23 protein-coding genes are annotated in these 21,874 nt (G+C 68.5%); 9 read left to right on the top strand and 14 right to left on the bottom strand.

The window, feature by feature from the left end; all coding sequences use genetic code 11:
* Entirely contained in the window at window positions 1-1,098 is a 1,098-nt protein-coding gene (gene ychF, locus B5Y19_RS02505) for a redox-regulated ATPase YchF (protein ID WP_055729468.1), read from the bottom strand.
* 209 nt (window positions 1,099-1,307) lie between these two features.
* Here ychF and B5Y19_RS02500 point away from each other — a divergent pair, with 209 nt between their 5' ends.
* The gene (locus B5Y19_RS02500; RefSeq protein WP_055729469.1) at window positions 1,308-1,913 is read left to right on the top strand and encodes a hypothetical protein; all 606 of its coding nucleotides are present in this window, start codon (window positions 1,308-1,310) and stop codon (window positions 1,911-1,913) included.
* 78 nt (window positions 1,914-1,991) lie between these two features.
* Here the strand turns inward: B5Y19_RS02500 and pth are convergent, their stop codons facing one another.
* The 8 genes from pth to B5Y19_RS02460 all read right to left on the bottom strand — a co-directional run bounded on the left by pth (window position 1,992) and on the right by B5Y19_RS02460 (window position 9,804).
* Window positions 1,992-2,606, bottom strand: a complete 615-nt coding sequence (pth, locus tag B5Y19_RS02495) for an aminoacyl-tRNA hydrolase (protein WP_055729470.1) — start codon at window positions 2,604-2,606, stop codon at window positions 1,992-1,994.
* A 152-nt stretch (window positions 2,607-2,758) separates the two neighbouring features.
* Entirely contained in the window at window positions 2,759-3,379 is a 621-nt protein-coding gene (locus B5Y19_RS02490) for a 50S ribosomal protein L25/general stress protein Ctc (RefSeq protein ID WP_055729500.1), read from the bottom strand.
* 137 nt (window positions 3,380-3,516) lie between these two features.
* Window positions 3,517-5,370: a putative bifunctional diguanylate cyclase/phosphodiesterase gene (locus B5Y19_RS02485; RefSeq protein WP_055729471.1), complete on the bottom strand. Its 1,854-nt coding sequence runs from the start codon at window positions 5,368-5,370 to the stop codon at window positions 3,517-3,519.
* A 90-nt stretch (window positions 5,371-5,460) separates the two neighbouring features.
* Complete coding sequence (locus B5Y19_RS02480; RefSeq protein ID WP_055729472.1) at window positions 5,461-6,024, bottom strand: VUT family protein; 564 nt, start codon at window positions 6,022-6,024, stop codon at window positions 5,461-5,463.
* Complete coding sequence (queC, locus tag B5Y19_RS02475) at window positions 6,014-6,742, bottom strand: 7-cyano-7-deazaguanine synthase QueC (protein WP_055729473.1); 729 nt, start codon at window positions 6,740-6,742, stop codon at window positions 6,014-6,016. The genes B5Y19_RS02480 and queC overlap by 11 nt, the downstream gene beginning before the upstream one ends.
* Before the next feature lie 146 nt (window positions 6,743-6,888).
* Window positions 6,889-7,833 (bottom strand): ribose-phosphate pyrophosphokinase, encoded by a 945-nt coding sequence (locus B5Y19_RS02470; protein WP_055729474.1) that lies wholly within the window; start codon window positions 7,831-7,833, stop codon window positions 6,889-6,891.
* Between the two features lie 191 nt (window positions 7,834-8,024).
* Window positions 8,025-8,591 carry a hypothetical protein gene (locus B5Y19_RS02465; RefSeq protein ID WP_055729475.1) on the bottom strand — a complete coding sequence of 189 codons (567 nt, stop codon included), beginning with the start codon at window positions 8,589-8,591 and terminating at the stop codon, window positions 8,025-8,027.
* 61 nt (window positions 8,592-8,652) lie between these two features.
* Window positions 8,653-9,804 carry a M24 family metallopeptidase gene (locus B5Y19_RS02460; protein WP_055729476.1) on the bottom strand — a complete coding sequence of 384 codons (1,152 nt, stop codon included), beginning with the start codon at window positions 9,802-9,804 and terminating at the stop codon, window positions 8,653-8,655.
* 140 nt (window positions 9,805-9,944) lie between these two features.
* Between B5Y19_RS02460 and B5Y19_RS02455 the strand changes: the two genes are divergently transcribed.
* From B5Y19_RS02455 to B5Y19_RS02430, 6 genes are all read left to right on the top strand, one after another.
* Complete coding sequence (locus tag B5Y19_RS02455; RefSeq protein WP_055729477.1) at window positions 9,945-10,199, top strand: accessory factor UbiK family protein; 255 nt, start codon at window positions 9,945-9,947, stop codon at window positions 10,197-10,199.
* A gap of 315 nt (window positions 10,200-10,514) precedes the next feature.
* Window positions 10,515-11,021: a type III secretion system chaperone family protein gene (locus B5Y19_RS02450; protein ID WP_055729478.1), complete on the top strand. Its 507-nt coding sequence runs from the start codon at window positions 10,515-10,517 to the stop codon at window positions 11,019-11,021.
* Window positions 11,022-11,137: 116 nt separating this feature from the next.
* A complete protein-coding gene (proC, locus tag B5Y19_RS02445) occupies window positions 11,138-11,959 on the top strand; it encodes a pyrroline-5-carboxylate reductase (RefSeq protein WP_176168541.1) in 822 nt (273 codons plus the stop codon).
* 66 nt (window positions 11,960-12,025) lie between these two features.
* Complete coding sequence (locus B5Y19_RS02440) at window positions 12,026-12,772, top strand: hypothetical protein (protein WP_055729479.1); 747 nt, start codon at window positions 12,026-12,028, stop codon at window positions 12,770-12,772.
* 118 nt (window positions 12,773-12,890) lie between these two features.
* The gene (locus B5Y19_RS02435; protein ID WP_055729480.1) at window positions 12,891-14,879 is read left to right on the top strand and encodes a methyl-accepting chemotaxis protein; all 1,989 of its coding nucleotides are present in this window, start codon (window positions 12,891-12,893) and stop codon (window positions 14,877-14,879) included.
* Window positions 14,864-15,235, top strand: coding sequence for a tRNA-binding protein (locus tag B5Y19_RS02430; RefSeq protein ID WP_055729481.1), 372 nt, complete (start codon window positions 14,864-14,866; stop codon window positions 15,233-15,235). Before B5Y19_RS02435 ends, B5Y19_RS02430 begins: the two co-directional genes overlap by 16 nt.
* A gap of 220 nt (window positions 15,236-15,455) precedes the next feature.
* Here B5Y19_RS02430 and B5Y19_RS02425 read toward each other — a convergent pair whose 3' ends face one another.
* Both B5Y19_RS02425 and B5Y19_RS02420 read right to left on the bottom strand, forming a co-directional pair.
* Window positions 15,456-16,382, bottom strand: coding sequence for a pyridoxamine 5'-phosphate oxidase family protein (locus B5Y19_RS02425; RefSeq protein ID WP_055729482.1), 927 nt, complete (start codon window positions 16,380-16,382; stop codon window positions 15,456-15,458).
* Window positions 16,372-17,010 (bottom strand): glutathione S-transferase, encoded by a 639-nt coding sequence (locus tag B5Y19_RS02420; RefSeq protein ID WP_055729502.1) that lies wholly within the window; start codon window positions 17,008-17,010, stop codon window positions 16,372-16,374. Before B5Y19_RS02420 ends, B5Y19_RS02425 begins: the two co-directional genes overlap by 11 nt.
* Before the next feature lie 98 nt (window positions 17,011-17,108).
* On the opposite strand from B5Y19_RS02420, the gene B5Y19_RS02415 reads away from it, so the two are divergent.
* Window positions 17,109-18,008, top strand: coding sequence for a LysR family transcriptional regulator (locus tag B5Y19_RS02415; RefSeq protein ID WP_079591042.1), 900 nt, complete (start codon window positions 17,109-17,111; stop codon window positions 18,006-18,008).
* A 10-nt stretch (window positions 18,009-18,018) separates the two neighbouring features.
* On the opposite strand, the gene B5Y19_RS02410 is transcribed toward B5Y19_RS02415, so the two are convergent.
* The 3 genes from B5Y19_RS02410 to B5Y19_RS02400 form a co-directional block, all read right to left on the bottom strand.
* The gene (locus B5Y19_RS02410; protein ID WP_055727406.1) at window positions 18,019-19,422 is read right to left on the bottom strand and encodes an ATP-binding protein; all 1,404 of its coding nucleotides are present in this window, start codon (window positions 19,420-19,422) and stop codon (window positions 18,019-18,021) included.
* Window positions 19,423-19,472: 50 nt separating this feature from the next.
* Window positions 19,473-20,216, bottom strand: coding sequence for a response regulator (locus B5Y19_RS02405; RefSeq protein ID WP_055727405.1), 744 nt, complete (start codon window positions 20,214-20,216; stop codon window positions 19,473-19,475).
* A gap of 81 nt (window positions 20,217-20,297) precedes the next feature.
* Window positions 20,298-20,801: a MarR family winged helix-turn-helix transcriptional regulator gene (locus tag B5Y19_RS02400; RefSeq protein ID WP_055727404.1), complete on the bottom strand. Its 504-nt coding sequence runs from the start codon at window positions 20,799-20,801 to the stop codon at window positions 20,298-20,300.
* Window positions 20,802-20,985: 184 nt separating this feature from the next.
* On the opposite strand from B5Y19_RS02400, the gene B5Y19_RS02395 reads away from it, so the two are divergent.
* Window positions 20,986-21,873: a branched-chain amino acid aminotransferase gene (locus B5Y19_RS02395; RefSeq protein ID WP_055727403.1), complete on the top strand. Its 888-nt coding sequence runs from the start codon at window positions 20,986-20,988 to the stop codon at window positions 21,871-21,873.
* Window position 21,874 lies beyond the last annotated feature (1 nt).

The raw sequence follows: 21,874 nt of genomic DNA, 5'->3' as shown, positions 1-21,874 counted from the left end.
TCAGGTCGCGAAGCGGAAGTGCAGGACGTCGCCGTCGGCGACGACGTATTCCTTGCCTTCGAGCCGGAACTTGCCGGCTTCGCGTGCGCCCGACTCGCCCTTGTGGGTGACGTAATCGTCAAAGGCGATGGTTTCGGCCCGGATATAGCCCTTCTCGAAATCGGTATGGATCACGCCGGCGGCCTGCGGCCCCTTGGTGCCCTTCTCGATGGTCCAGGCGCGGGCCTCCTTGGGGCCGACGGTGAAGTAGGTGACGAGGTTGAGCAGGCTGTAGCCGGCGCGGATGACGCGGTTGAGACCCGGCTCCGCCAGCCCGACGGCTTCGAGATACTCGGTCTGCTCCTCGGCCGGCAGCACCGCGATCTCGCTCTCGATCTTGGCGGAGACCACGACCGCGACGGCGCCTTCCTCGGCGGCGCGCTTCTTCACCAGCTCGGAGAAGGCGTTGCCCTTGTCGGCGCTCGCCTCCTCGACATTGCAGACATAGAGCACCGGCTTCGAGGAGAGCAGGCCGAGCAGCTCGAAGGGGCGACGTTCCTCGGGCGAAAGCTGGACCAGGCGTGCCGGCTTGCCGTCGCGCAGCAGCGCCAGGCAGCGGTTCATCAGATCGGCCGCTTCCTTGGCTTCCTTGTCGCCGGCCTTGGCCTTCTTCTCCAGCGGCTGAACGCGCTTCTCGAGGCTTTCCAGGTCGGAGAGCATGAGCTCGGTCTCGATCGTCTCGATGTCGTCGACCGGCGAGACCTTGCCTTCGACATGGGTGATGTCGCCATCCTCGAAGCAGCGCACGACATGGGCGATGGCGTCGCATTCGCGGATGTTGGCGAGGAACTGGTTGCCGAGACCCTCACCCTTCGAGGCGCCGCGCACCAGGCCGGCGATGTCGACGAAGGTCAGCCGCGTCGGGATGATATCCTTGGAGCCGGCGATGGCGGCAAGCTTGTCCAGGCGCTCATCCGGCACGGCGACGTCGCCGACATTCGGCTCGATCGTGCAGAAGGGATAGTTCGCGGCCTGTGCCGCCGCCGTCTGCGTCAGCGCGTTGAAGAGGGTCGACTTGCCGACATTCGGCAGGCCGACGATTCCGCATTTGAAACCCATGATCGCCTGTTCCGTTGCCCGCGGCGGGGGGCCGCTGCCGGGCGTGAAGCTTCTGAAAGTTGCGGCCTTATTGGGGGGCGCGCGCGATAAAGACAAGTGCCGCGCGCCTTATGGCCGCCGTGCCGCTCACGCGAACGTGCATGGCGGCAGGGCTTCCGCGGGTGCTGGATCGCCCGGCGCTGGTTGCCCGCGCCCTTCGGAGCCTCGCCATGAACCGGTCCCGCCTCGTGTTCGCCCTGTCGATGCTCGCCTTCGCCGGCGGCGCGGCGCTGGCGCAGACGCCGGGGACACGGCTGCGCGGCACGGTCGAGCGCAGGGAGGGCGCCACGCTCGCGCTCAAGGCGGCGGATGGGCGGGAGGTCAAGATCGCGCTCGCGCCTGGCTTCTCGGTGGGTGGGGTCGTGCCGGCGAAGGCGGCGGATATCGCCAAGGGCAGCTTCATCGGCGTCGGTGCCCGGCCGCAGCCGGACGGGACGCTGCTCGCCGTGCAGATCTTCATCTTCCCGGAAGCGATGCGCGGCACGGGGGAGGGGCACCGCCCCTGGGGCGTATTGCCGGACGCGACCATGACGAACGCGACGGTGGCCGAGACGGTCTCGCGCGTCGACGGGGCGAATCTCGTGCTGAGCTATCCCGGCGGCGAGCAGAAGGTCGTCATCACCCCCGAGGCGGCCATCCTGATGGCGGCGCCGGCTGTGGCGAGCGATCTCGAGCCCGGCGCGCAGGTCGCGATGACGGCGAGCCGGCAGGCCGACGGCAGCTACAGCACGAGCCGCGTCACCGTGGCCAAGGCGGGCGCGAAGCTGCCGTTCTAGCTCCGGAACCATCGAGGTCTCCCCGGGCCTTCGCTTCGCTGCGTCCGGGATGCCACGCGTTTCCGCGTCAGGCGGAAATCAGCCTTCGCTCTTCTCGCCGAGGCGCTTCACGGCGCCGTGGCCGCGCGCCTCCATGAAGAGATGCACCTTGTTCTGGAAGGCGGCATCGTCATGGGCTGCGAGCAGGGCCGCATGATCGGCGCAGGCGATGCAGAGATCCTCGACCCAGGGCAGCTCGACCTTGCCGAAATCGTTGAGCACGTAAGGGTGCACCAGCGCCTTGTCGCCGGGATGGCCGATGCCCATCCGCACGCGGCGGTAGTCGTTGCCGATCGCCGCGGTGGTCGAGCGCAGGCCGTTATGCCCGGCATTGCCGCCGCCGAGCTTGACCCTGAGCTTGGCCGGCGGCAGGTCGAGCTCGTCATGGAAGACGATGACGTCGGCCGGAGCGACCTTGAAGAAGCGCGCGGCCTCGCCGATCGAGCGGCCGGACTCGTTCATATAGGTCTGCGGCTTGAGCAGGAGCACCTTCTCGGCCCCGATCGTCGCCTCGCAGGATTCGGCCTGGAAGCGCGCGCGCCAGGGCGAGGCGCGGTGCAGGCGCGCGATCTCCTCGACGGCCATGAAACCGATATTGTGCCGGTTGCGGGCATAGCGTGCGCCCGGATTGCCGAGGCCGGCAAAGATCAGCATGGCGGAACTCCGGCAGGCTCAGGGATCGGCATCGGATCCATCCGAAAGTGGATTCCACTTCTGGGTCCGACGCCAAAGCAAGACGGCCGGGATGAACCCGGCCGTCTCGGTAGACTGGATAGGCGGAAGCGGCGCCGGGTAGCGCCGTTTCATCAGGCCTTGGCTTCGGCCGGAGCCTCGGCGGCGGCCTCTTCCACCGTCTCGACCTCGACGGTCGGCGGGGCGATCGTGACGATCGTGGCGTCGGAGCCGACAGTCAGCTTGGCGCCGGCCGGCAGCTTGATGGCCTTGGCTTCGATCTGGTCACCGATGTTCAGGCCGGCGACGGAGACCTCGAAGGCTTCCGGGATGTTGTCGGGCTCGACCGAGATTTCGAGCGAGTGCTCGATGATCTGGACGAGGCCGCCGCTCTTGACGCCCGGGCTGGCCTCCTGGCCGACGACGTGGACCGGAACCTGGACCGTGACGGTCTGGCCCTTGGCGACGCGCAGGAAGTCGACGTGGATCGGGAAATCCTTGACCGGGTCGAGCTGGTAGTCGCGCGGGATGACCCGCTGCTTCTTGCCGGCGACGCTGATCTCGAAGATCGTGGTCAGGAAGTGGCCGCCGAAAATCAGCTGGCGGGTCTTGTTGGCGTCGAGCGCGATGGCTTCGGGAGCGGCGCCCCCACCATAGATCACGGCAGGCGTCTGGCCCTGGCGGCGAACTGCACGGGCGGCCCCCTTGCCGACCTGTGCGCGCGCCGAAGCCTCGATTTGCTTCACGGCGGTCATGATGTTGTCCTTGACGTTCAAATGACAAGGCCGCCTGGTGGCGGCCATCGGGTTTCGCGTCCAGAGCCTCCAAGGGTGTCAGCGGGACGCTGGGGCAGCTCATAGGCGAAAATCGCCGCAATCTCAAGCCCGTCGGATCAGGCGGCGTTCGCGACCAGGCGGCGGTCGTCGACGGATGCCGGCGCGGCCGGGCCGAAGCGCTTGAGCAGTTCCCGCACGACCGGGGCAGGGACCGGCGGGGAATAGAGAAAGCCCTGGCCGAGGCGGCAGCCCATCTCCTCGAGGCGCCGGGCCTGGGCGGGAGTCTCGATGCCCTCGGCGATGGTCATCATGCCGAGACGGCGCGTCATCGTCAGAAGCGACTCGACGATCGCGCCGCTGCGCGCGCCGCTGTCGATGGCACCGACGAAGGACCGGTCGATCTTGATGATGTCGATCGGGAAGTCGAGCAGATGGGTCAACGAGGCGAAGCCGGTGCCGAAATCGTCGAGGGCGACCGGCATGCCGCAGGCCCGCAACGCCTCCATGGTCCGCGCTACGCCATCCCGCCGCCCGCCCATGAATACCTGTTCGGTGATCTCGATGACGAGTTGCTGCGCCGGCAGGCCCGCTCTCTCGAGCGCCTTCGCGGCTCGCTGGACGAGGTCGCCCTTCTCGAAATCGGCTGAGGTGACGTTGAGACCGACATGCTGGAAATGCAGTCCCTCCGCCTGCCAGCCCGCCATGTCGGCGGTGGTTGCGGCCAGCATCAGGGAGGTGATGCGATGGGCGATCTTGGGGTCGTGAAGGGCGTCCTGGAAGTCCCCGGCCGCGACGAGGCGGCCGTCGGCGAGCCGCATCCGGGCCAGCGCCTCGACGCCGACGATCTCGGCCGTGTCGAGGCGGATGATCGGCTGGTAGTGAGGGACGATCCGCTCGTCGCCGAGCGCGCCATCGACCTCCTTCCTGACGCGGATGCGGCGCATCATCGCGCTGCGCAGCCGGCTGCGGAAACGGACATAGCGGCCGCGGCGGGTTTCCTTGGCGTGGTACAGCGCGAGATCCGCGTTCTGGCGCAGGGTCACGCTGTCTCCGCCATCCTCGCCGGCGATGGCGGCGCCGATCGTGGCGCTGGGCTGGATGCTGTGGCCGTCATGCTCGATCGGGGCCGCGATCGCGCCGAGCGCAGCGGAGGCCAGGCGGCGCAGGCGGGCCGGCTCCGTGCAGTCCGGTACCAGCACGGCGAATTCGTCGCCGCCGATACGGCAGGCGAGGCAGCCGGCGAGCGCCGCGCCCAGCCGGCCGCCGATCTCGGCGATCAGCGCATCCCCGGCGGCATGGCCCAGCGTGTCGTTGACCGTCTTGAGATAATCGATGTCGATCAGCATCAGGCCGTAGCGGCGCGTGGCCGCGCTCATCGTGGCGATCGCGGCGTTGAACTGCGCCCGGTTCGGCAGCCCGGTCAGCGTGTCGAAATAGGCGAGGCGGTGATTGCGCGCGCGCACCTCGTCCTGCTCGATCGCGATGGCGCAGAGATGGACGCAGGTCGCGACGATCCGGCGTTCGAGTTCGCGCGGCGGCCGTGCCTTGCGGAAATAGAAGGCGAAGGCGCCGACGACGCGGCCGTCGCGCGCCTTGATCGGGACGGACCAGCAGGCTCGCAGTCCGAGCGGCAGCGCCAGTTCCGTGAAATCCTGCCAGAGCGGATCGGCCGCGATATCGGTCACCTCCACGGCCTCGGCCCTGTGGATCGCCGTGCCGCAGGAGCCGATGGACGGGCCGACGGGAGCGCCGGCTATCGCTTCGATGTAATGCTGCGGCAGGCTGGGACAGGCGAGGGGTCGCAGGCAGCCCTGATCGTCGACCGTCACGACGGAACAGATCGCGCCCGGCGAGATCGCCTCGGCGCGGTGGCAGAGCCGTTCCATGCAGGCGGCGAGCGGCTCCCCGCGTGCGATATCTTCGAGAATATCGTTCTGCAGGGCCTGCAGTCGGCCCGAGGGTCTGATCACGCGGAGCCCCGACCGGAATGCCGAAGAGCGTGAATCCTAGCGTCGACGCCTTAAGGGCCGATTAGAACCCTGATTCAAACTTTATCCGCCTCAGGCCGCGACGAGGCCGAGCCGCTCGTCGCGGCGGCGCAGGAGGATCATCAGCGGCAGCGCGAACAGCACCATCCAGGCCTTGCCGATGATCTGGCCGGCGAGGAAGTCGAGATTGCCGAAGGCGAGGTGCAGGAAGACGACGCTGTCGACCACGAGCCCGACGACGCCCGAGGCGAAGACCGCCGTCAGGAAACGGCGGCGCTGCAAGGGCGTGTAGACGGCGAAATCCGCAAGCTCGGACAGCAGGAAGGCCGCGGCCGAGGCGGTCACGATGGCGGCCGGGGCAAGCAGGGCGGAAATCAGCGTACCGACCGCGATCGCGCCCAGGCCCGCCAGGGCGCCGAGGCGACGCTGGACGATGTCGCGCAGCACCAGCGCGAGGCCGACCATCAGGACGCCGCTTGGCGCGACGATGCCCGGCCAGACCGGGACGATGCAGGGCCCGTTCGGCACGCAGGCGGTGCCGACATTGCCGATCATCCAGTTGGCGACCGGAATGGTGAGGCCGAACAGTGCGAGCGCGATGGCGCCCTCGGTCAGGCGCTGCCGGTCAGGTGTCATAGGAAGGTCCGCTGTCGTCGGGTGTCGCCAGATAGGCCGCATAGCCTTTTGCGCGCAAATCGCAGGCCGGGCAACGGCCGCAGCCGAACCCCCAGCCATGCCGCGTCGTCCTGTCGCCGAGATAGCAGCTATGGCTCTCTTCGAGGACGAGGTCGAGCAGGGCCTGCCCGCCGAGCCGGCGCGCCAGCGCGAAGGTCTGGGCCTTGTCGCGCCACATCAGCGGCGTGTGGAGGACGAGGCGGCGGTCGAGGCCGAGACCGAGCGCCACCTGCATCGCCTTGATCGTGTCGTCGCGGCAGTCGGGGTAGCCGGAGTAATCGGTCTCGCAGACGCCGAGCACGATGTGTCGGAGGTCGCGGCGATAGGCCAGGGCGGCGGCGAAGGTCAGGAAGATCAGGTTCCGGCCGGGGACGAAGCTGGTCGGCAGACCGGTCTCGGCGAAGACGATCTCCGTCTCGCGCGTCAGCGCCGTCTCCGAGATCGCGCCCAGGGCCGCCAGGTCGACGACATGGTCGGGGCCGAGCCGCTCCGCATAGCGCGCGGAGAGGGCGGGCAGCTTGTCGCGGATGGCGAGGCGGCAATCCATCTCGACGCGGTGGCGCTGGCCATAGTCGAAGCCGACCGTCTCGACCGCGTCGAAGCGGTCGAGCGCCCAGGCGAGCGCGGTGGTCGAGTCCTGCCCGCCGGAAAAGAGGACGAGGGCGCGGGAGGCGCTCATGGCCGCCCCCGACGTCTCAGCCCTCATCCTGAGGAGCGGGCGTGAGCCCGCGTCTCGAAGGATGTTCCAGAGAGCGCTGGAGCATCCTTCGAGACGCCGCTTCGCGGCTCCTCAGGATGAGGGCTGGGAGGGACAAGGCTGGCTTCTCAGTCGAACAGGCTGGAGACGCTGGTCTCGCTCGCGGTGCGCTCGATCGCCTCGCCCATCAGCCCGGCGATGGAGATGACGCGGATGTTGCGCGCGACCTTCACCGCCTCGGTCGGCATGATCGAGTCGGTGATGACGAGTTCCTTGAGCTTCGAGGAGGCGATGCGCGCCACGGCGCCGCCCGAAAGCACGCCATGGGTGATGTAGGCATAGACCTCCTTGGCGCCCTGCTCGAGCAGCGCCTCGGCCGCGTTGCAGAGGGTGCCGCCGGAATCGACGATGTCGTCGAGCAGGATGCAGGAGCGGCCCTCGACCGAGCCGATGATGTTCATCACCTCGGATTCGCCCGGCCGGTCCCGGCGCTTGTCGACGATGGCGAGCGGGGCGTCGATGCGCTTGGCCAGCGCCCGCGCCCGGACCACGCCGCCGACGTCCGGCGAGACGACCATGGCGTTCTTCCAGTCGAGCCGGTCCTTGATGTCGCGCGCCATCAGCGGGGCGCCGAACAGGTTGTCGGTCGGGATGTCGAAGAAGCCCTGGATCTGGCCGGCATGCAGGTCGAGCGTCAGCACGCGGTCGACGCCGGCATTGGTGATCAGATTGGCGACCAGTTTGGCCGAGATCGGCGTGCGGCCGGAGGCGCGCCGGTCCTGCCTGGCGTAGCCGAAATAGGGGATCACCGCCGTGATGCGGCGCGCCGAGGAGCGGCGCAGCGCGTCGACGATGATGAGCAGCTCCATCAGGTGGTCGTTGGTCGGGAAGGAGGTGGACTGGATGATGAAGACATCCTGTCCGCGCACATTCTCCTGGATCTCGACGAAGACTTCCATGTCGGCGAAGCGCCGGACCGAAGCCTTGGCGAGAGGAATGCTCAGATGATTGCAGATCGCTTCGGCGAGCGGCCGGTTGGAATTGCCGGCGACGACTTTGAAATGAGAGGCCATGCCGTGGCGTACCGTTGCAGAAGGCGGGGCAGGAGCCGGCGGGGCCGGCTCAATTCGAACGGCTCTTAACAGCGTGATGACATGGAGTCGACCGCTGCGCTGCAATATAACTGGTCAGAACGGTGTCGGATGCCCGGCGTGGCACGGAATCCACTGACGCAGCGTCGCTTGCGCTGCGTCCGGAGCCCAAATCAGCTCTTCTTTTCGGCGGTGGCGGCCACCTTGGTGCGCGTCTTCGTGGGCTTGCCGGCCTTGCCGCCCTTGTCGTCCCCGCCCGGCGTCTCGACGGCGGGGGTGGTGACGAGGAAGCTCGCGATCGCGTCCATCGAGTCGGACGCCGCCTTGGCGACGATGGTCTGGTCGATGCCGACCCAGGGATCCGAGCCGCCGCTGCGCTTGCCGATGCTCTCGCCCTGGACACGCTGCGCCCGCTGCTTGGTCGAATCATAGACGTCCCAGACGAAGGCGAGCGCGGTCTGGCCGTCCTCGGTCGGCTGGGCGGTGAGATAGCCTTTGACGCGGAAGCGCGCCGGCTTGTTGCCGGGCACGATCTCCATCTTGCGCTCGGCCGCGGCCTCGCCGAGCAGGCCGGCGAAGCTGGCGGTGACGTCCTCGGGGGCGCCGGAGATGCTCTGGACCGAGACCGGCACACCGGGGGCATCGACGCGCGGCCGCGCGGTCTGGGCGGTTTCCTGGCAGCCGGCGAGCGCCAGCGCGAAAAACGGCCCCAGTGCGAGGCCGCTCAAACGGTTGATCATGACGCCTCCCGCCCTTTGGGCTGTGGACTGCTTCGAGATTCCCTGTGCCCCTTTTCTAGGCTCAACGAATGGCGAGGTCCAGATCGGGCAGGTTGAGCGCCTCGGCGCCGCCGGTTCCGACGAGGTAGGTCCGGCCCAGGCACATCGCGGTTTCGCTGTCCGAATCCATCAGGATCATATGGGCGAACATCACCATGCCGGGCACGATCTCCCAGTCATTGGCCTCATAGAACATCGGCCAGTCCATCCAGGACGGGGTGAACTTGGCACCGAGCGAGTAGCCGCAGGCATTGAGCCGGTGCTGCGAGAGCCCGTGCTCGTCGAGGATGCGGGCATGGGCCGCGAAGACATCGCCGGCGGTGCGGCCGGGCCGCAGTTCCGCCTCGCAGGCGAGCAGCGCGTCGCGGGCGGCGGCGTGGTAGGGGCGGTGCAGCGGGCGCGGCTCCCCGACTATGACGGTGCGCATCGCGGCGACATGATAGTGCCGGTCGACCCCGGCGAATTCGAGCGTGATCTGGTCGTTCGGATCGAGCTTTCGGCGGCCTGCCTTGTAGCGGCAGAGCAGGGCGTCGCGGCCCGAGCCGATGATGAATTCGTTGGCCGGATAGTCGCCGCCGCCGGAAAAGATCGCATCGTGCTGGGCGGCGAGGATCTCGCCCTCGTCGGCGCCGGCCCGGATCGCGTCGAGCGCCGCGCGGTCGGCAGCGTCGGCCAGCACGGCGGCGCGGCGCACATAGGCGATCTCCTCCGTCGATTTCACGGCGCGCAGGCGCGTGACGATCGTGGAGGCGTCGACGAGATCGGCCTCATCGGCGAAGGCGGCCTCCAGCCGGCGATAGTTGGAGGCGACGAGGCCATAGGATTCGAACTCGACGCCGATGCGCCGCCGCGACAGGCCGAGCTCCCGCGCCAGCCCGCGCAGATCGGCGGCCGGATTCGCGTCCCGGCCGTCCTTCCAGATGCGGATATCCGCCAGATTCGAGGTGTGCTGTGCCTGCCGCAGGTCGGCGGAGCGGGTCAGCAGCGCCATGGTGCCGTCGGCCCGGAGGACGAGGCACTGGAAGAAGCAGAAGCCGAAGCTGTCGTAGCCGGTCAGCCAGAACATCGATTCCTGCTGGAACAGGAAGAGCGCGTCGAGCCTGTCGGCCTGCATCGCCGCGAGGAGCGCATCGCGGCGGCGGGCAAACTCGGCGGATGTGAAATGCAGGGCCATGGCATGTCTCCTCCGGGCAGATGGCCATGTGATCGCGCCGCCGGCCTGCGGGCAAGCCGGACCTCCGGACGCAATTGCGGCGGCCGTCCGCGCTGCCTATAGGCTGTCGGCAGAGTGTTTCGCCCCGATGGGAGAGAGCCATGGTGAACCCCGGCAACCGCATCCTCGACGACATCGCCCGCCTCGCCACCGATGCGGCCGGAGCCGCGCAGGGGGTGCGCCGCGAGGTCGAGACCGTCGTGAAGACGCAGATCGAACGCCTGCTGCGCGATCTCGACGTGGTCACCCGCGAGGAGTTCGAGGCGGTGCGCGAGATGGCGCTGATCGCCCGCGAGGAGAACGACAAGCTCGCGGCGCGCCTGGCCGCGCTCGAGCAGAAGCTGGGCAAGTCCTGACCGCCCTGACCTGACGCGATGGCGCCCATGCCGCCGCGTCATGTCCACAGCCATGTGCTGTGGACAGCCCCCGGGAGGGATTGAGCCCACCGGGCGAATCCGCGGAGCTTCGCGCTGTGTTGGGAGCGTCACAGCGCCTGCGCTATCGTCGGTGGAAAGAATTGATTCGTCGGGGATTCCGTGCCCCCGGCGGACGGGAACGAGCCTCTCCCGAGGTCGTTCCGGAGGTGGGTTGCGTTCCTTCGGCTTTCCAGTCGCCGTGTTCCTCTTCTCGAACGCGCCGGGGCGCCCGCCCCGGAAGGTGGACCCTTGGGCATGATGGACCTCGATTTGGATGCCGAGCTGGATCGGCCTTCCAACCCCCTAGACCTGTTCGAGCGCCTCGCCGCCCTCAATGACTGGACCTTCGACCGCGACAGCGAAGACGAGCTGTCGGTCTCCGTGACGGGCGGCTGGTCGGAATATCACATCGCGATCACCTGGCTCACCGAGGTCGAGGCGCTGCACATCGCCTGCGCCTTCGATCTCAAGGTGCCCGAGCGGCGGCGCAGCGAGGTGCTGCAGCTCGTCGGTCTGGTCAACGAGCAGCTCTGGCTCGGCCATTTCGATCTGTGGAGCAGCGAAGGCGTGGTGATGTACCGACACGCGCTCCTGCTCTCGGGCGGGGCGGAGCCGACGGAGGAGCAGGCGGCGGCGCTGGTGAAGAGCGCCGTCGAGGCCTGCGAGCGCTACTATCAGGCCTTCCAGTTCGTCGTCTGGGCCGGCAAGACGGCGAAAGAGGGAATGGAGGGCGCGATCCTGGAGACCGCAGGGGAGGCCTGAGGCGTCACACCGCCGCCACGGCCGGGCTTGACCCGGCCGTCCCTTGCAGGCTCTGGTCCTGAGATGCCTGGCGCAAACCGGGCATGACGCTCCGTTCCCAAGCGATGAGAACCGCCATGTCCGACTCCCTTCCTCAATCGCTCGTCCTGATCGGCGCCGGCAAGATGGGCGGGGCGATGCTGGAGGGCTGGCTGCGCATTGGCATCGACCCGAAGGGCGTCAGCCTGATCGACCCCAAGCTGTCGGACGAGATGGTCGAGCTCGCCAACCAAAAGGGCATGCGGCTCAACCCTTCCGCCAAGGAGATTCCCGCCGCCGACGTCGTCGTGCTGGCGACAAAGCCGCAGATGCTGGACACGGCCGCGCCGGCGGTGCAGGCCTTCATCCACCCCCGCACGCTGCTGATCTCGATTCTCGCCGGCAAGACGCTGGGCGATCTCGCCGCGCGCCTGCCCAATGCCGGCGCGATCATCCGGGCGATGCCGAATCTGCCGGCCTCGGTGCAGCGCGGCGTGACCGCCGCGGCGCCGGGCAAGGGCGTGAGCGCGGCGCAGCGCGCCACGGCCGACGCGCTGCTCGGCAGCATCGGCAGGGTCGAGTGGCTTGACGATGAGGGGCTGATCGATGCCGTCACGGCGGTCTCCGGCTCGGGGCCGGCCTATGTCTTCCATCTGGTCGAGTGCCTTGCCGCCGCCGGTGCCGCGGCGGGCCTGCCCGCCGATGTCGCGGAGCGGCTGGCACGGGCGACGGTGGAGGGGGCCGGCGAACTGCTGTTCCAGTCGCCGCTGCCGCCCGGAACGCTGCGCCAGAACGTGACCTCGCCCGGCGGCACCACGGCGGCGGCGCTCGAAGTCCTGATGGCGGAAGACGGCCTGAAGCCGCTGATGGTCAAGGCCGTCGCTGCTGCGAAACGTCGCGCCGGCGAGCTTTCCGGCTGAACGGCCTTCCACCCGCCATCATGGCGGCCTAACCTGCTCTCGTCGCGAAGCGAGAGGAGCTGCCCCATGGCCCGCAAACCCGTTTCCACCCCGCAGGCGGGCGCAGAGCCCGCCGCCAAGCCGGCCGATCTGCGCAAGCGCGCCGTCGATGCGCTGATGAAGCTCGCCGCGGAGCGGCCCTGGGACCAGATCGAGCTGCCGGACATCGCGACGGAAGCGGGGCTGACCCTGACGCAGCTGCGCGGCCTCTTTCCCTCCAAGCTCGCCATGCTGGGCGGGCTGACGCGGATCGTCGACGACGCGGTGCTGGCCGGCGGCGCCGACGATCTGATGGGCGAGCCCGTCAAGGAGCGCATGTTCGACCTCGTCATGCGGCGGCTCGACACGATGGCGCCCTACAAGAGCGCCCTGCGCAAGATCGCGCCGGTGATCCGGCGCGACCCGCTGGCGCTGACGGCGCTCAATCGCGGCGCCGTCAATTCCTGGCGCTACATGCTGGCCTCCGTCGGCATCCCGACCGAGGATTCGCTCGGCCATTTGCGGGTCCAGGGCGCGGTGCTGCTGATGGCGCGGGTGTCCGAAACCTGGCTGCACGACGACGAGCCGGAGCTGTCGAAGACGATGGCGCGGCTCGACCGGGAGCTGAAGACTGCCGGCTGCGTGATGGCCCGGATCGAGGATTTCCACCGGCTGACATCGCCGTTGCGCGGGCTCGCGCGGGCGATCTGCTCCGGCCGGCCGCTGAGAGCGCGCCGTCGCGAACGCGCCTCCGACCGGGGCGAAGATAACGAGGACTACGCGCCGGCGATCTGAGTGCCGGCGGCGATTTTTCCGCCGGTTCGGCACAATGTGGCCGAAATGCGTCAATGTTAAGCGCGCTTTAGTCAATTTGCGCGAGTGAGGGCGATCCTCACTCGCGCAGGACACGCGTATGTCGTTGACCAAGAAGCTTGCGACCCTGTCGATCAGCCGCTCCTTCGCCCTGATCGCGGCTCTTGCCGTTCTGATCGCCGTCGGCGCGGTCGGCTATTCCCTGAATGCCGCCCGCAACGAGATGCTCGGGCTCAAGCGCGACGAAATGAAGAACCTGGTCGAGGCCGCTGCGACGACGGTCAAGAGCTATGTCGCGCGGGTCGAATCCGGCGAGCTCAAGGAGGAGGACGCGAAGAAGATGGCGATGGATGCCATCGGCGCGGCCCGCTTCGACGACGGCAACTACTACTTCCTCGTCAATTTCGACGGCATCAGCGTCCTGCACGCCAACAAGCAGATCCAGTCGACGGACATGAAGCCGCTCAAGGATGCGGACGGCAAGTTCTTCGTCCAGGAGATGATCGCGCTGGTCAAGCAGAAGGGCGAGGGCTTCCTCGACTATGGCTGGCTCAAGGCCGGCGACCAGCAGCCCTCCCTCAAGATCGCCTATGTCGTCGGCATTCCGAAGTGGCAGTGGCTGGTCGGCTCCGGCCTGCACGTCAACGATGTCGACGCCGCCTTCTCGGGCATGCTGTCCGGCGTCGCCAAGGTGCTGGTGCCGCTCGGCCTCCTGATGCTCGGCCTCGTTATCATCCTCGGCCGCCGCGCTTCGCGCATGCTGCACGAGCTGCAGGATTCGATGGACGGCCTTGCCTCGGGGCATCTCGATACCGCCATCCCGCATCAGGAGCGCTCCGACGAGGTCGGCTCGATGGCGCGCGCCCTCGTCGTCTTCCGCGATGCCGCCCTCGCCAAGGAAGCGATGGAGGCCGACAAGCTGCGCGTCGAGGAAGAGGCGGTCGGGCACCGCAACGCGGCGGATGGCGAGCGCCGCCGCAACGAGGCGGAGCGCGCCGAGCATGCGCGCGTCCAGGCTGGCGTGGTCCAGGCCCTCGCCACCGGTCTGGAGCGGCTTTCCGACGGTGATCTGACCTACCGGATCGAGGCCGCCTTCACCGCCGAATACGTCAAGCTTCGCGACGATTTCAACGGCGCCATCGCCAAGCTGCAGGATGCGATGCGCCAGATCGCGACCAATACCGAAAGCATGAAGGCCGGCTCCACCGAGATCAGCCAGGCGGCCGACGATCTCGCCAGCCGCACCGAGCAGCAGGCCTCCTCGGTCGAGGAGACCGCGACCGCGCTCGACCAGCTCACCGCCACCGTGCGCCAGACCGCCGAGAGCGCGCGCCTCGCCAACCAGGCGACGGAGCAGGTCAAGGGCGAGGCGGAGCAGTCCACCAGCATCGTGCGCGATGCGGTCTCGGCGATGGGGGGCATCGAGAAGTCGGCGCAGGAGATCTCGCAGATCGTCGGCGTGATCGACGAGATCGCCTTCCAGACCAACCTGCTCGCGCTCAACGCCTCGGTCGAGGCGGCCCGCGCCGGCGATGCCGGCAAGGGCTTCGCGGTCGTTGCCTCCGAGGTGCGGGCGCTGGCGCAGCGCTCGGCCTCCGCCGCCAAGGAGATCAAGACGCTGATCGACGCCTCGACCATCGAGGTCGAGAAGGGCGTGACCCTCGTCGGCCAGACGGGTGGGGCGCTGCAGCGCATGGCGACAGAAATCACCCGCGTCACCGGCCTCGTCGCCGAGATCGCCGGAGCGGCGCAGGAGCAGGCTTCGGGCCTGCAGGAGGTCAATTCCGCCGTCGGCGAGATGGACCAGGCGACGCAGCAGAACGCCGCCATGGCCGAGCAGTCGACCGCGGCCGCCCATTCGCTGTCGCAGGAGGCCGATCGCCTCTCTGCGCTGGTCGCGCGCTTCCAGCTCGGCAGCGATGTCGCCGGGCTCAAGGCGATGGCGCGGACGATGCAGGCGGCGATCGCGCCGGCGCCGGTTGCGCCACCCCGTGCAGCCGCGCCCCGCGCCAGCAAGGCCAATGGCAGCGCCGTGACGGCATCCAGGCAGGATGCCGAGGTTCGCGACAAGGGATGGGAAGAATTTTGAGCGCCTCGGCTGAACCCTCCGCACCGATCGGCTTCGACGATTTCCTCAAGGTCGACATCCGCGTCGGCACGATCGTCGAGGCCGAGCCCTATCCCGAGGCCCGCAAGCCGTCGATCAAGCTCGTCATCGACTTCGGCGGCACGATCGGTCGCAAGAAGTCCTCGGCGCAGATCACCAGGCACTACCGGCCCGAGGATCTTCCGGGCCGGCAGGTGCTCGCGGTGGTCAATTTCCCACCGCGCCAGATCGGCAAGTTCATGTCCGAGGTGCTGACGCTCGGCATTCCCGATGCCGAGGGCGAGGTCGTGCTGATCGGGCCGGGCCACACCGTGCCGGATGGCGGCAGGCTCTATTAGGCGGCGCCGCTTTCTGCACGGCATTGCGCGTCATTCCGGGGCAGGCCGCGGCCCCGAGCCCGGAAGCCCTGAACGCGAGCATTATCCAGCCAGCGTCATGCTCGCCCCTGTGGCGAGCATCCACGTCTTGAATACCGCATGCGATCGATGAGGTGAAGACGTGGATGGTCGGCGCCGTGACCATGGGACCCGCTCGCTGCCGGCGCGAAACCCGGGATGATCAGGCTGCCGCCATCCACAGGCCGGTCTGCAAGGTCGTCGGCGCGAATTCGGGCGCCGTCCAGCGCAGCGGCAGGGCGTGGGCGCGCCGCCAGCCGCGGGTGACGTGGAAACGCCAGAGGCGCTGCGACCCGGCGAGCCCGGCAAGCTCAGGCCCGTCCCAGACGATCTCGGCCCGCCCCTGCAACTGCAGCTGCGTACCCGTGTCGAAATCGACGAATAGTAGTGCCGCGCGCGGTTCCAGCACCAGATTCCCCAGCGTGTTGAAATAGTTGTTGCCGACGAAATCCGGGATGGTCAGCGTGTCGCGGTCGATATGGACGAAACCTGGCCGGCCGCCGCGATGCGAGATATCGCTGCCTCCGGCGGCCGTTCCAGGCTGCGCGCTGCTGGCGATGAACAGGGTGTCGGCGCCGGCGATGAGCGTACGCGCCGCCTGGTCGAGGCCGGCAAGCTCCGTCGGGGCCTCCGGTCGCTCGCGGCCGTCCGCGCGCCGTCCGCGCGCCTGGATGTATTTGGCGCAATTGCCGAAGCTCTGGGCCACGGCAACGCTGAAGCCGTCATGCCGCACCGCTTCGATCCGCCCATTGGCGCGGTTGCGGCGCCGCGTCTCGAATTCGAGCCCGAGCAGCCCGACCTCGGCGCCCGGCTGAAACCCTTCGAAGGCCGGGTCGTCGGCTCTCGGCAGGGCCGCGATCGAGAGGCTGGCCGGATCCGGGCTCGTCACGAAGCCGGGCGGGCCGGCGAGCGTCGTCGCCAGAGGCCAGCCGTCGCGATCGAGCACGCCGGCGAAGAGCCAGGGCAACTGGCCGAAGAAGATGCGGTGCTGGTCCGGCATGAAGTCGCGGATGCCGGCGCCGCGCGCGGAGACGCCCGCCCGCGCCTGGGCGGCGCGCTCGCCAGCATGGAAGGGACCGTCAGGCAGCATCGTCGTCGCGCTCGTCGGGCAGGGGTGAAGGCGGCATCGGCTTGAAGAAGGGCAGGGCCTCGATACGGGCGAGCCAGTCGCGCACGGCCGGGTAGGGCAGCAGCGAGATGCCGCCCTCGGGGGCATGGGCGACGTAGGAATAGCAGGCGAGATCGGCAACGGTCGGGTGGCTGGCGGCGAGATAGTCGTGCGCCGCCAGATGCTGCTCCATGAAGGCGAGAAGCTGGGCGGCGATGCGCTTGGCGCGGGCCTTGTCGTCGTTGAGGCCGAACTGCGTGACCAGCCGCGCGGTGCAGGGGCCGTGCATCACCTCGCCCGCGGCGATGGAGAGCCAGCGCTGGACCTGCGCGGCATCGACGGGGTCGCCCGGCAGCCAGGCGCTGTCCGGGGCATAGCGCCTGACCAGATAGACCATGATCGCGTTGCTGTCGGAGAGCACGAGGTCGCCGTCCTGCAGCACGGGAATCTGGCCGAGAGGGTTGAGTTTGCGGAAGGCCGCGCTCTGCCGGATCTCCTTCGGAGCCGGCTCGCAGCGATAAGGCAGGCCGAGCGCGAGCAGCAGCAGCTCGACCCGGTGGGCGTGGCCGGAGAGGACGGTGCCGTGGAGGACGATCTCTGACGATGGCATGGCGATGCTCCTGCTGGTCGGCAGGATCATGATCGTTTCGGCGGATGGCAAAATCTGCTATCGGTTGAACTCAGAATTCCAATTCGCGGAACGATGGGATGGATCGGATCGAGGAGCTTGCGATCTTCGTCGCGATCGTCGACGACGGCAGCCTCGCCGGTGCGGCACGGCGGCTGCGCAAGTCGCGCCCGGCGGTGACGCGTGCGCTCGCGGCGCTGGAGGAGCGCGTCGGGGCGCAGCTGATCGCGCGGACGACGCGGCGGCTGACGCCGAACGAACCGGGCCGGGAGCTTGCCGCCACGGCCCGGCGCCTGCTCGCCGAATACGAGGCGGCGCTCGGCGTCGCGGCGGCCGAGCCGGTCAGCGGCTTGCTGCGGATCACGGCGCCGCTCGCCTTCGGGCGGCGGCACGTCACGCCGCTGGTGAACGAATTCCTCGATCGCTATCCGCAGGTCCGGGTCGAGCTCGTGCTGGCGGATCGGAACCTCGACCTGATCGAGGAGGATCTGCAGCTCGCCGTGCGGATCGGGCCGCTGCCGCATTCGGGCCTGCTGATGCGGAAGGTCGGGGAGGTCAGGCGCATCCTCGTCGCGGCGCCGTCCTATCTGGCGCGCTGCCCGTCGCTGCAGCGCCCGGCCGACATCGCGGCGCATGAGACGATCGCCAGCGTCGCGGCCAACCAGACATTGCATTGGCGCTTCGGCGGCCCGCGCCGCGGCAGCGGCGTCGTGCTCACGCCGCGGCTGATCGTCAACGAGGTCGAATCGGTGCTGATCGCGGCGCGTGCCGGGCGCGGGCTGGCGCGGGTGCTGTCCTATCAGGCGGCCGACGATCTGGCGGCGGGGACGCTGCTGCGCCTGCTTCCCGAATTCGAGCCGCCGCCGCTGCCGGTTCAGCTCGTGCTGCCGGGCGGGCGCCAGCCGGCTCCGCGCGTGCGCGCCTTCATCGACCATGCCGTGGCTCGCCTGCCGCAGCTCGCGCCGATCGGGCCGGGCTGAGGCTCGAGGCTCAGACCGGCAGGCGCACCGTCGCCCGCAGGCCGCCGAGCGGCGAGTCGCCCAGGATGATGTCGCCGCCATGGGCGCGGGCGATGTCGCGGGCGATGGCGAGGCCGAGGCCCGTGCCGCCGCCATCGACGTTGCGTGCCTCGTCGAGGCGGAAGAAGGGCCGGAAGACCTCCTCGCGCTGGTCCGGCGGGATGCCCGGCCCATCATCGTCGATCATCACGATGAGGTAGCGCGCGTCATGCGTGGCGCGGATCGCGATGCGGTCGCCATAGCGGGCGGCGTTGGAGACGAGATTGGTCAGGAGGCGCCGGAACGCGTCGGGCCGGATGACCACGAGCGGGTCGCCGACGACCTCCAGCCCGGTCTGGTGGCCCTGGCGCTCGGCGTCCGATTTCAGCTCCTCGAGCAAGGCCCGGATGTCGGTCTCGACGGCGACCTCGCCGGCATCGCCGCGGGCGAAGGCGAGATAGTCCTCGAGCATGCGGCTCATCTCGTCGACGTCCTTCTCGAGCGCCTCGATCTCGGAGGTGCGCTCCATCAGGGCGAGCGACAGCTTGAACCGGGTGAGAATGGTGCGCAGGTCGTGGCTGACACCGTTCAGCATCGTCGTGCGCTCGCCGATCGAGCGCTCGACGCGCCGCTTCATCTCGATGAAGGCGTTGCCGGCACGGCGGACCTCGCGTGCGCCGCGCGGCCGGAAATCGGCGTCGCGGCCCTTGCCGAAGGCCTCGGCCGCATCGGCGAGCTTGAGGATCGGGCGGATCTGGTTGCGCAGGAACAGCACCGCGATGGTGAGCAGGATCAGCGAGGTGCCGATCATCCAGAGCAGGAAGATGTGGCTGTTGGAGGCATAGGCCGCGTTGCGCCGCGTCAGGATGCGCATCACGTCCTTGCCGAGCTTGATCCGGATCTCGATCAGGCTGGAGCGGCCGACGGTGTCGAGCCAGAAGGGGCGGGCCACCTGCTGGCTGAGCTCGGTCGAGAGCGCGTTGTCGAGCAGTGAGAAGAAGGGGCGCGGCCCCGGTGCCGGCAGGTCGGAATCGGGGATGATATCGAGGTCCATCCCGAGCCGCTCGGCGGCGATGCGCGAGAGCGTCGTGGTGTCGGCATCCTGCGGATAGCTCTCATAGACGTCGATTAGCATGGCGATGTCGGCCGAGACCGCCGAGGAGAGCCTCTGCGTCACCGTCTGCCAGTGGCGTTCCATGAAGACATAGGCGATGACCGATTGCAGCAGCACCACGGGCGCGATGACTATGACGAGCGCGCGCGGATAGAGCCCCTTGGGCATGTAGCGCGCGACGATCTGCAGCGGCCGGCCGATGCGCTTCAGCGCCGGCCTGACGGTACTGTGCAACTGGCGCGCGAGGCGCTGGACGGGCGCGCGGGCGCGCCTGAACCACATCGCCGCCGCGTGCAGCGCGCTCCTGCCCTTCCTGCCGTGCTGGAGCGGGGTCACGTCCTGTCCGTCACCAGCCTGTAGCCGACACCGCGCACCGTCTGGAGATAGAGCGGGTCGGCCGGGTCGCGTTCGATCTTGCGGCGCAGGCGGTTCATCTGCACGTCGACCGTGCGGTCATTGGCGGCCGAGCCCTGCGCCGCCAGTTCCTCGCGACGCACGACCTCGCCGGCGCGCTCGGCGAGCGCGGTGAGGATCTCGCGCTCGCGCTCGGTGAGGCGAATGGCTTCGTCGCCCTTGTGCAGCTCGCCGCGATTGAGCCCGTAGAGAAAGGGGCCGAAGCGGACGAAGTCCGGCCGCGGCCCGGACTGCGCGGCCTCGACGACGAGCGTGCGCTTCAGGATGTTGCCGAGGCGCAGCAGCAATTCGCGCGGCTCGAAGGGCTTGGCGAGATAATCGTCGACGCCGATCTCGAGCCCGTTGATCCGGTCCTTGCCGTCGGCGCGGGCGGTCAGCATCAGAATCGGTACGGCGGAGCCGCTGCGGAAGCGGCGGGCGAATTCGAAGCCGTTCTCGCCGGGCATCATCACATCGAGCACGATCGCGTCGAAGACGAGGTGGCCGAGCCTTGTATCGGCCTCCGCCGCACTGGCCGCCGTGGTCACGCGATAGCCGTTGTCGCCGAGGAAACGCCCGAGCAGGTCGCGCAGGCGCCGGTCATCGTCGACGACGAGGACATGCGGCGCCTCGTCGGGCAGGGGCTTGCGCGCCGGCTTCGCCGCGGTCTCGGTGACGATCATCCCTCCGCCTTTCTCCTGCTCCCGCCGGGAGCGATCGCGATGCTCGGCTCCCCTTAGCACAATGCGCGGAGCGGGTCGCCGTCAGGGCTTGCCGAGGAGGCGGTTGACCTTCGGCTGCTCGGACGGGTCGATTAGCGCCGACAGATACTGCGCCGCCGTTGCGGCCGCTTCGGGGCCGACGCTGGCGAGGGCGCGGTTGATCCGCTTGGCCTGGAGGCGGACGAGCCGAAGGGCGAGATCCTGGCCGGTGGCGGTGGTATGGAGATGGCGCTGGCGCTTGTCCTGCCGGCCGGTGCGCTGTTCGATATAGCCCTTCTCGACCAGCTCCTTGAGCACGCGGTTCAGGCTCTGCTTGGTGATCTGGAGAATGTCCAGCAGCTCGGCGATGGTCAGCCCTGGCCGTCGCTGGACGAAATGCAGCACCCGGTGATGGGCGCGGCCGAAGCCGTAATCGGCGAGGATGCGGTCGGGGTCGCCGACGAAATCGCGATAGGCGAAGAAGAGCAGCTCGATCAGGTCATGCGGGACGGCCTCGGACGAAGACCGAAGGGGCGCAGCGTCGGGGTCGGGGCGGGGCAGGGTCAAAATGCGCTCCCGAAAATTTGGGTCAGCCTTATTGACATATCTCAGACGGAAGATTACCGGTCAAGGGCGCTGAGCGAACGATTATTTCAAAGCGGATCGGCGAGGCGCAGCTTTAGACCCATGCTTGCGTTCCTGAATCGGCTGTGTCCGAGTTCGTGGCGTCAAGCACCCAGGAGAAGGTCCCATGTCAGTCATTCCTTTCGACCAGCGCGACGGTGTCATCTGGTTCGACGGCAAGCTCGTGCCGTGGAAGGACGCCAAGATTCACGTACTGACCCATGGGCTGCACTATGGCTCCTGCGTGTTCGAGGGCGAGCGCTCCTATGACGGCGTCATCTACAAATGCACCGAGCACAGCAAGCGCTTCCACAAGTCGGCCGAGATCATGGATTTCACGGTCCCCTATTCGGTCGCCGAGCTGGATGAGGCCAAGTATCTCTGCCTGAAGGAGAACGGGCTCAAGGACGCCTATATCCGCCCGGTCGCCTGGCGCGGCTCGGAGATGATGGCGGTCTCGGGCATGAACAACACGATCCATACCGCGATCGCGGTTTGGGAGTGGCCGAGCATGTTCGACATGGCCCAGAAGCTGAAGGGTGTGCGCCTCGACCTCGCGACCTATCGCCGGCCCGACCCGGCCTGCGCGCCGGTCCATGCCAAGGCGGCGGGCCTGTACATGATCTGCTCGCTGTCGAAGCACAAGGCCGAGCGCGCCGGCTATGCCGATGCGATGATGCTCGACTGGGAAGGCAATGTCGCCGAATGCACCGGCGCCAACATCTTCTTCATCAAGGACGGCGTGGTGCATACTCCGCTGGCCGACCGCTTCCTCAACGGCATCACCCGCCAGTCGGTGATGGAGCTGTGCAAGCAGCGCGGCTTCGAGGTGGTGGAGCGGCGTATCCGTCCGGAGGAGCTCGAAGGCTTCAGCGAGTGCTTCATCACCGGCTCGGCTGCCGAGGTGACGCTCGTCTCCGAGATCGGCCCCTACAGCTTCGTCACCGGCAATATGGGCAAGGTGATCATGGAGGATTATTCGGCCGCGGTGCGCCCGCAGCCGAAGGCGGCCTGAG

This window comes from Allobosea thiooxidans, assembly GCF_900168195.1.
Classification (GTDB): Bacteria; Pseudomonadota; Alphaproteobacteria; order Rhizobiales; family Beijerinckiaceae; genus Allobosea; species Allobosea thiooxidans.
This window is presented reverse-complemented; position numbering and strand designations above follow the sequence as displayed.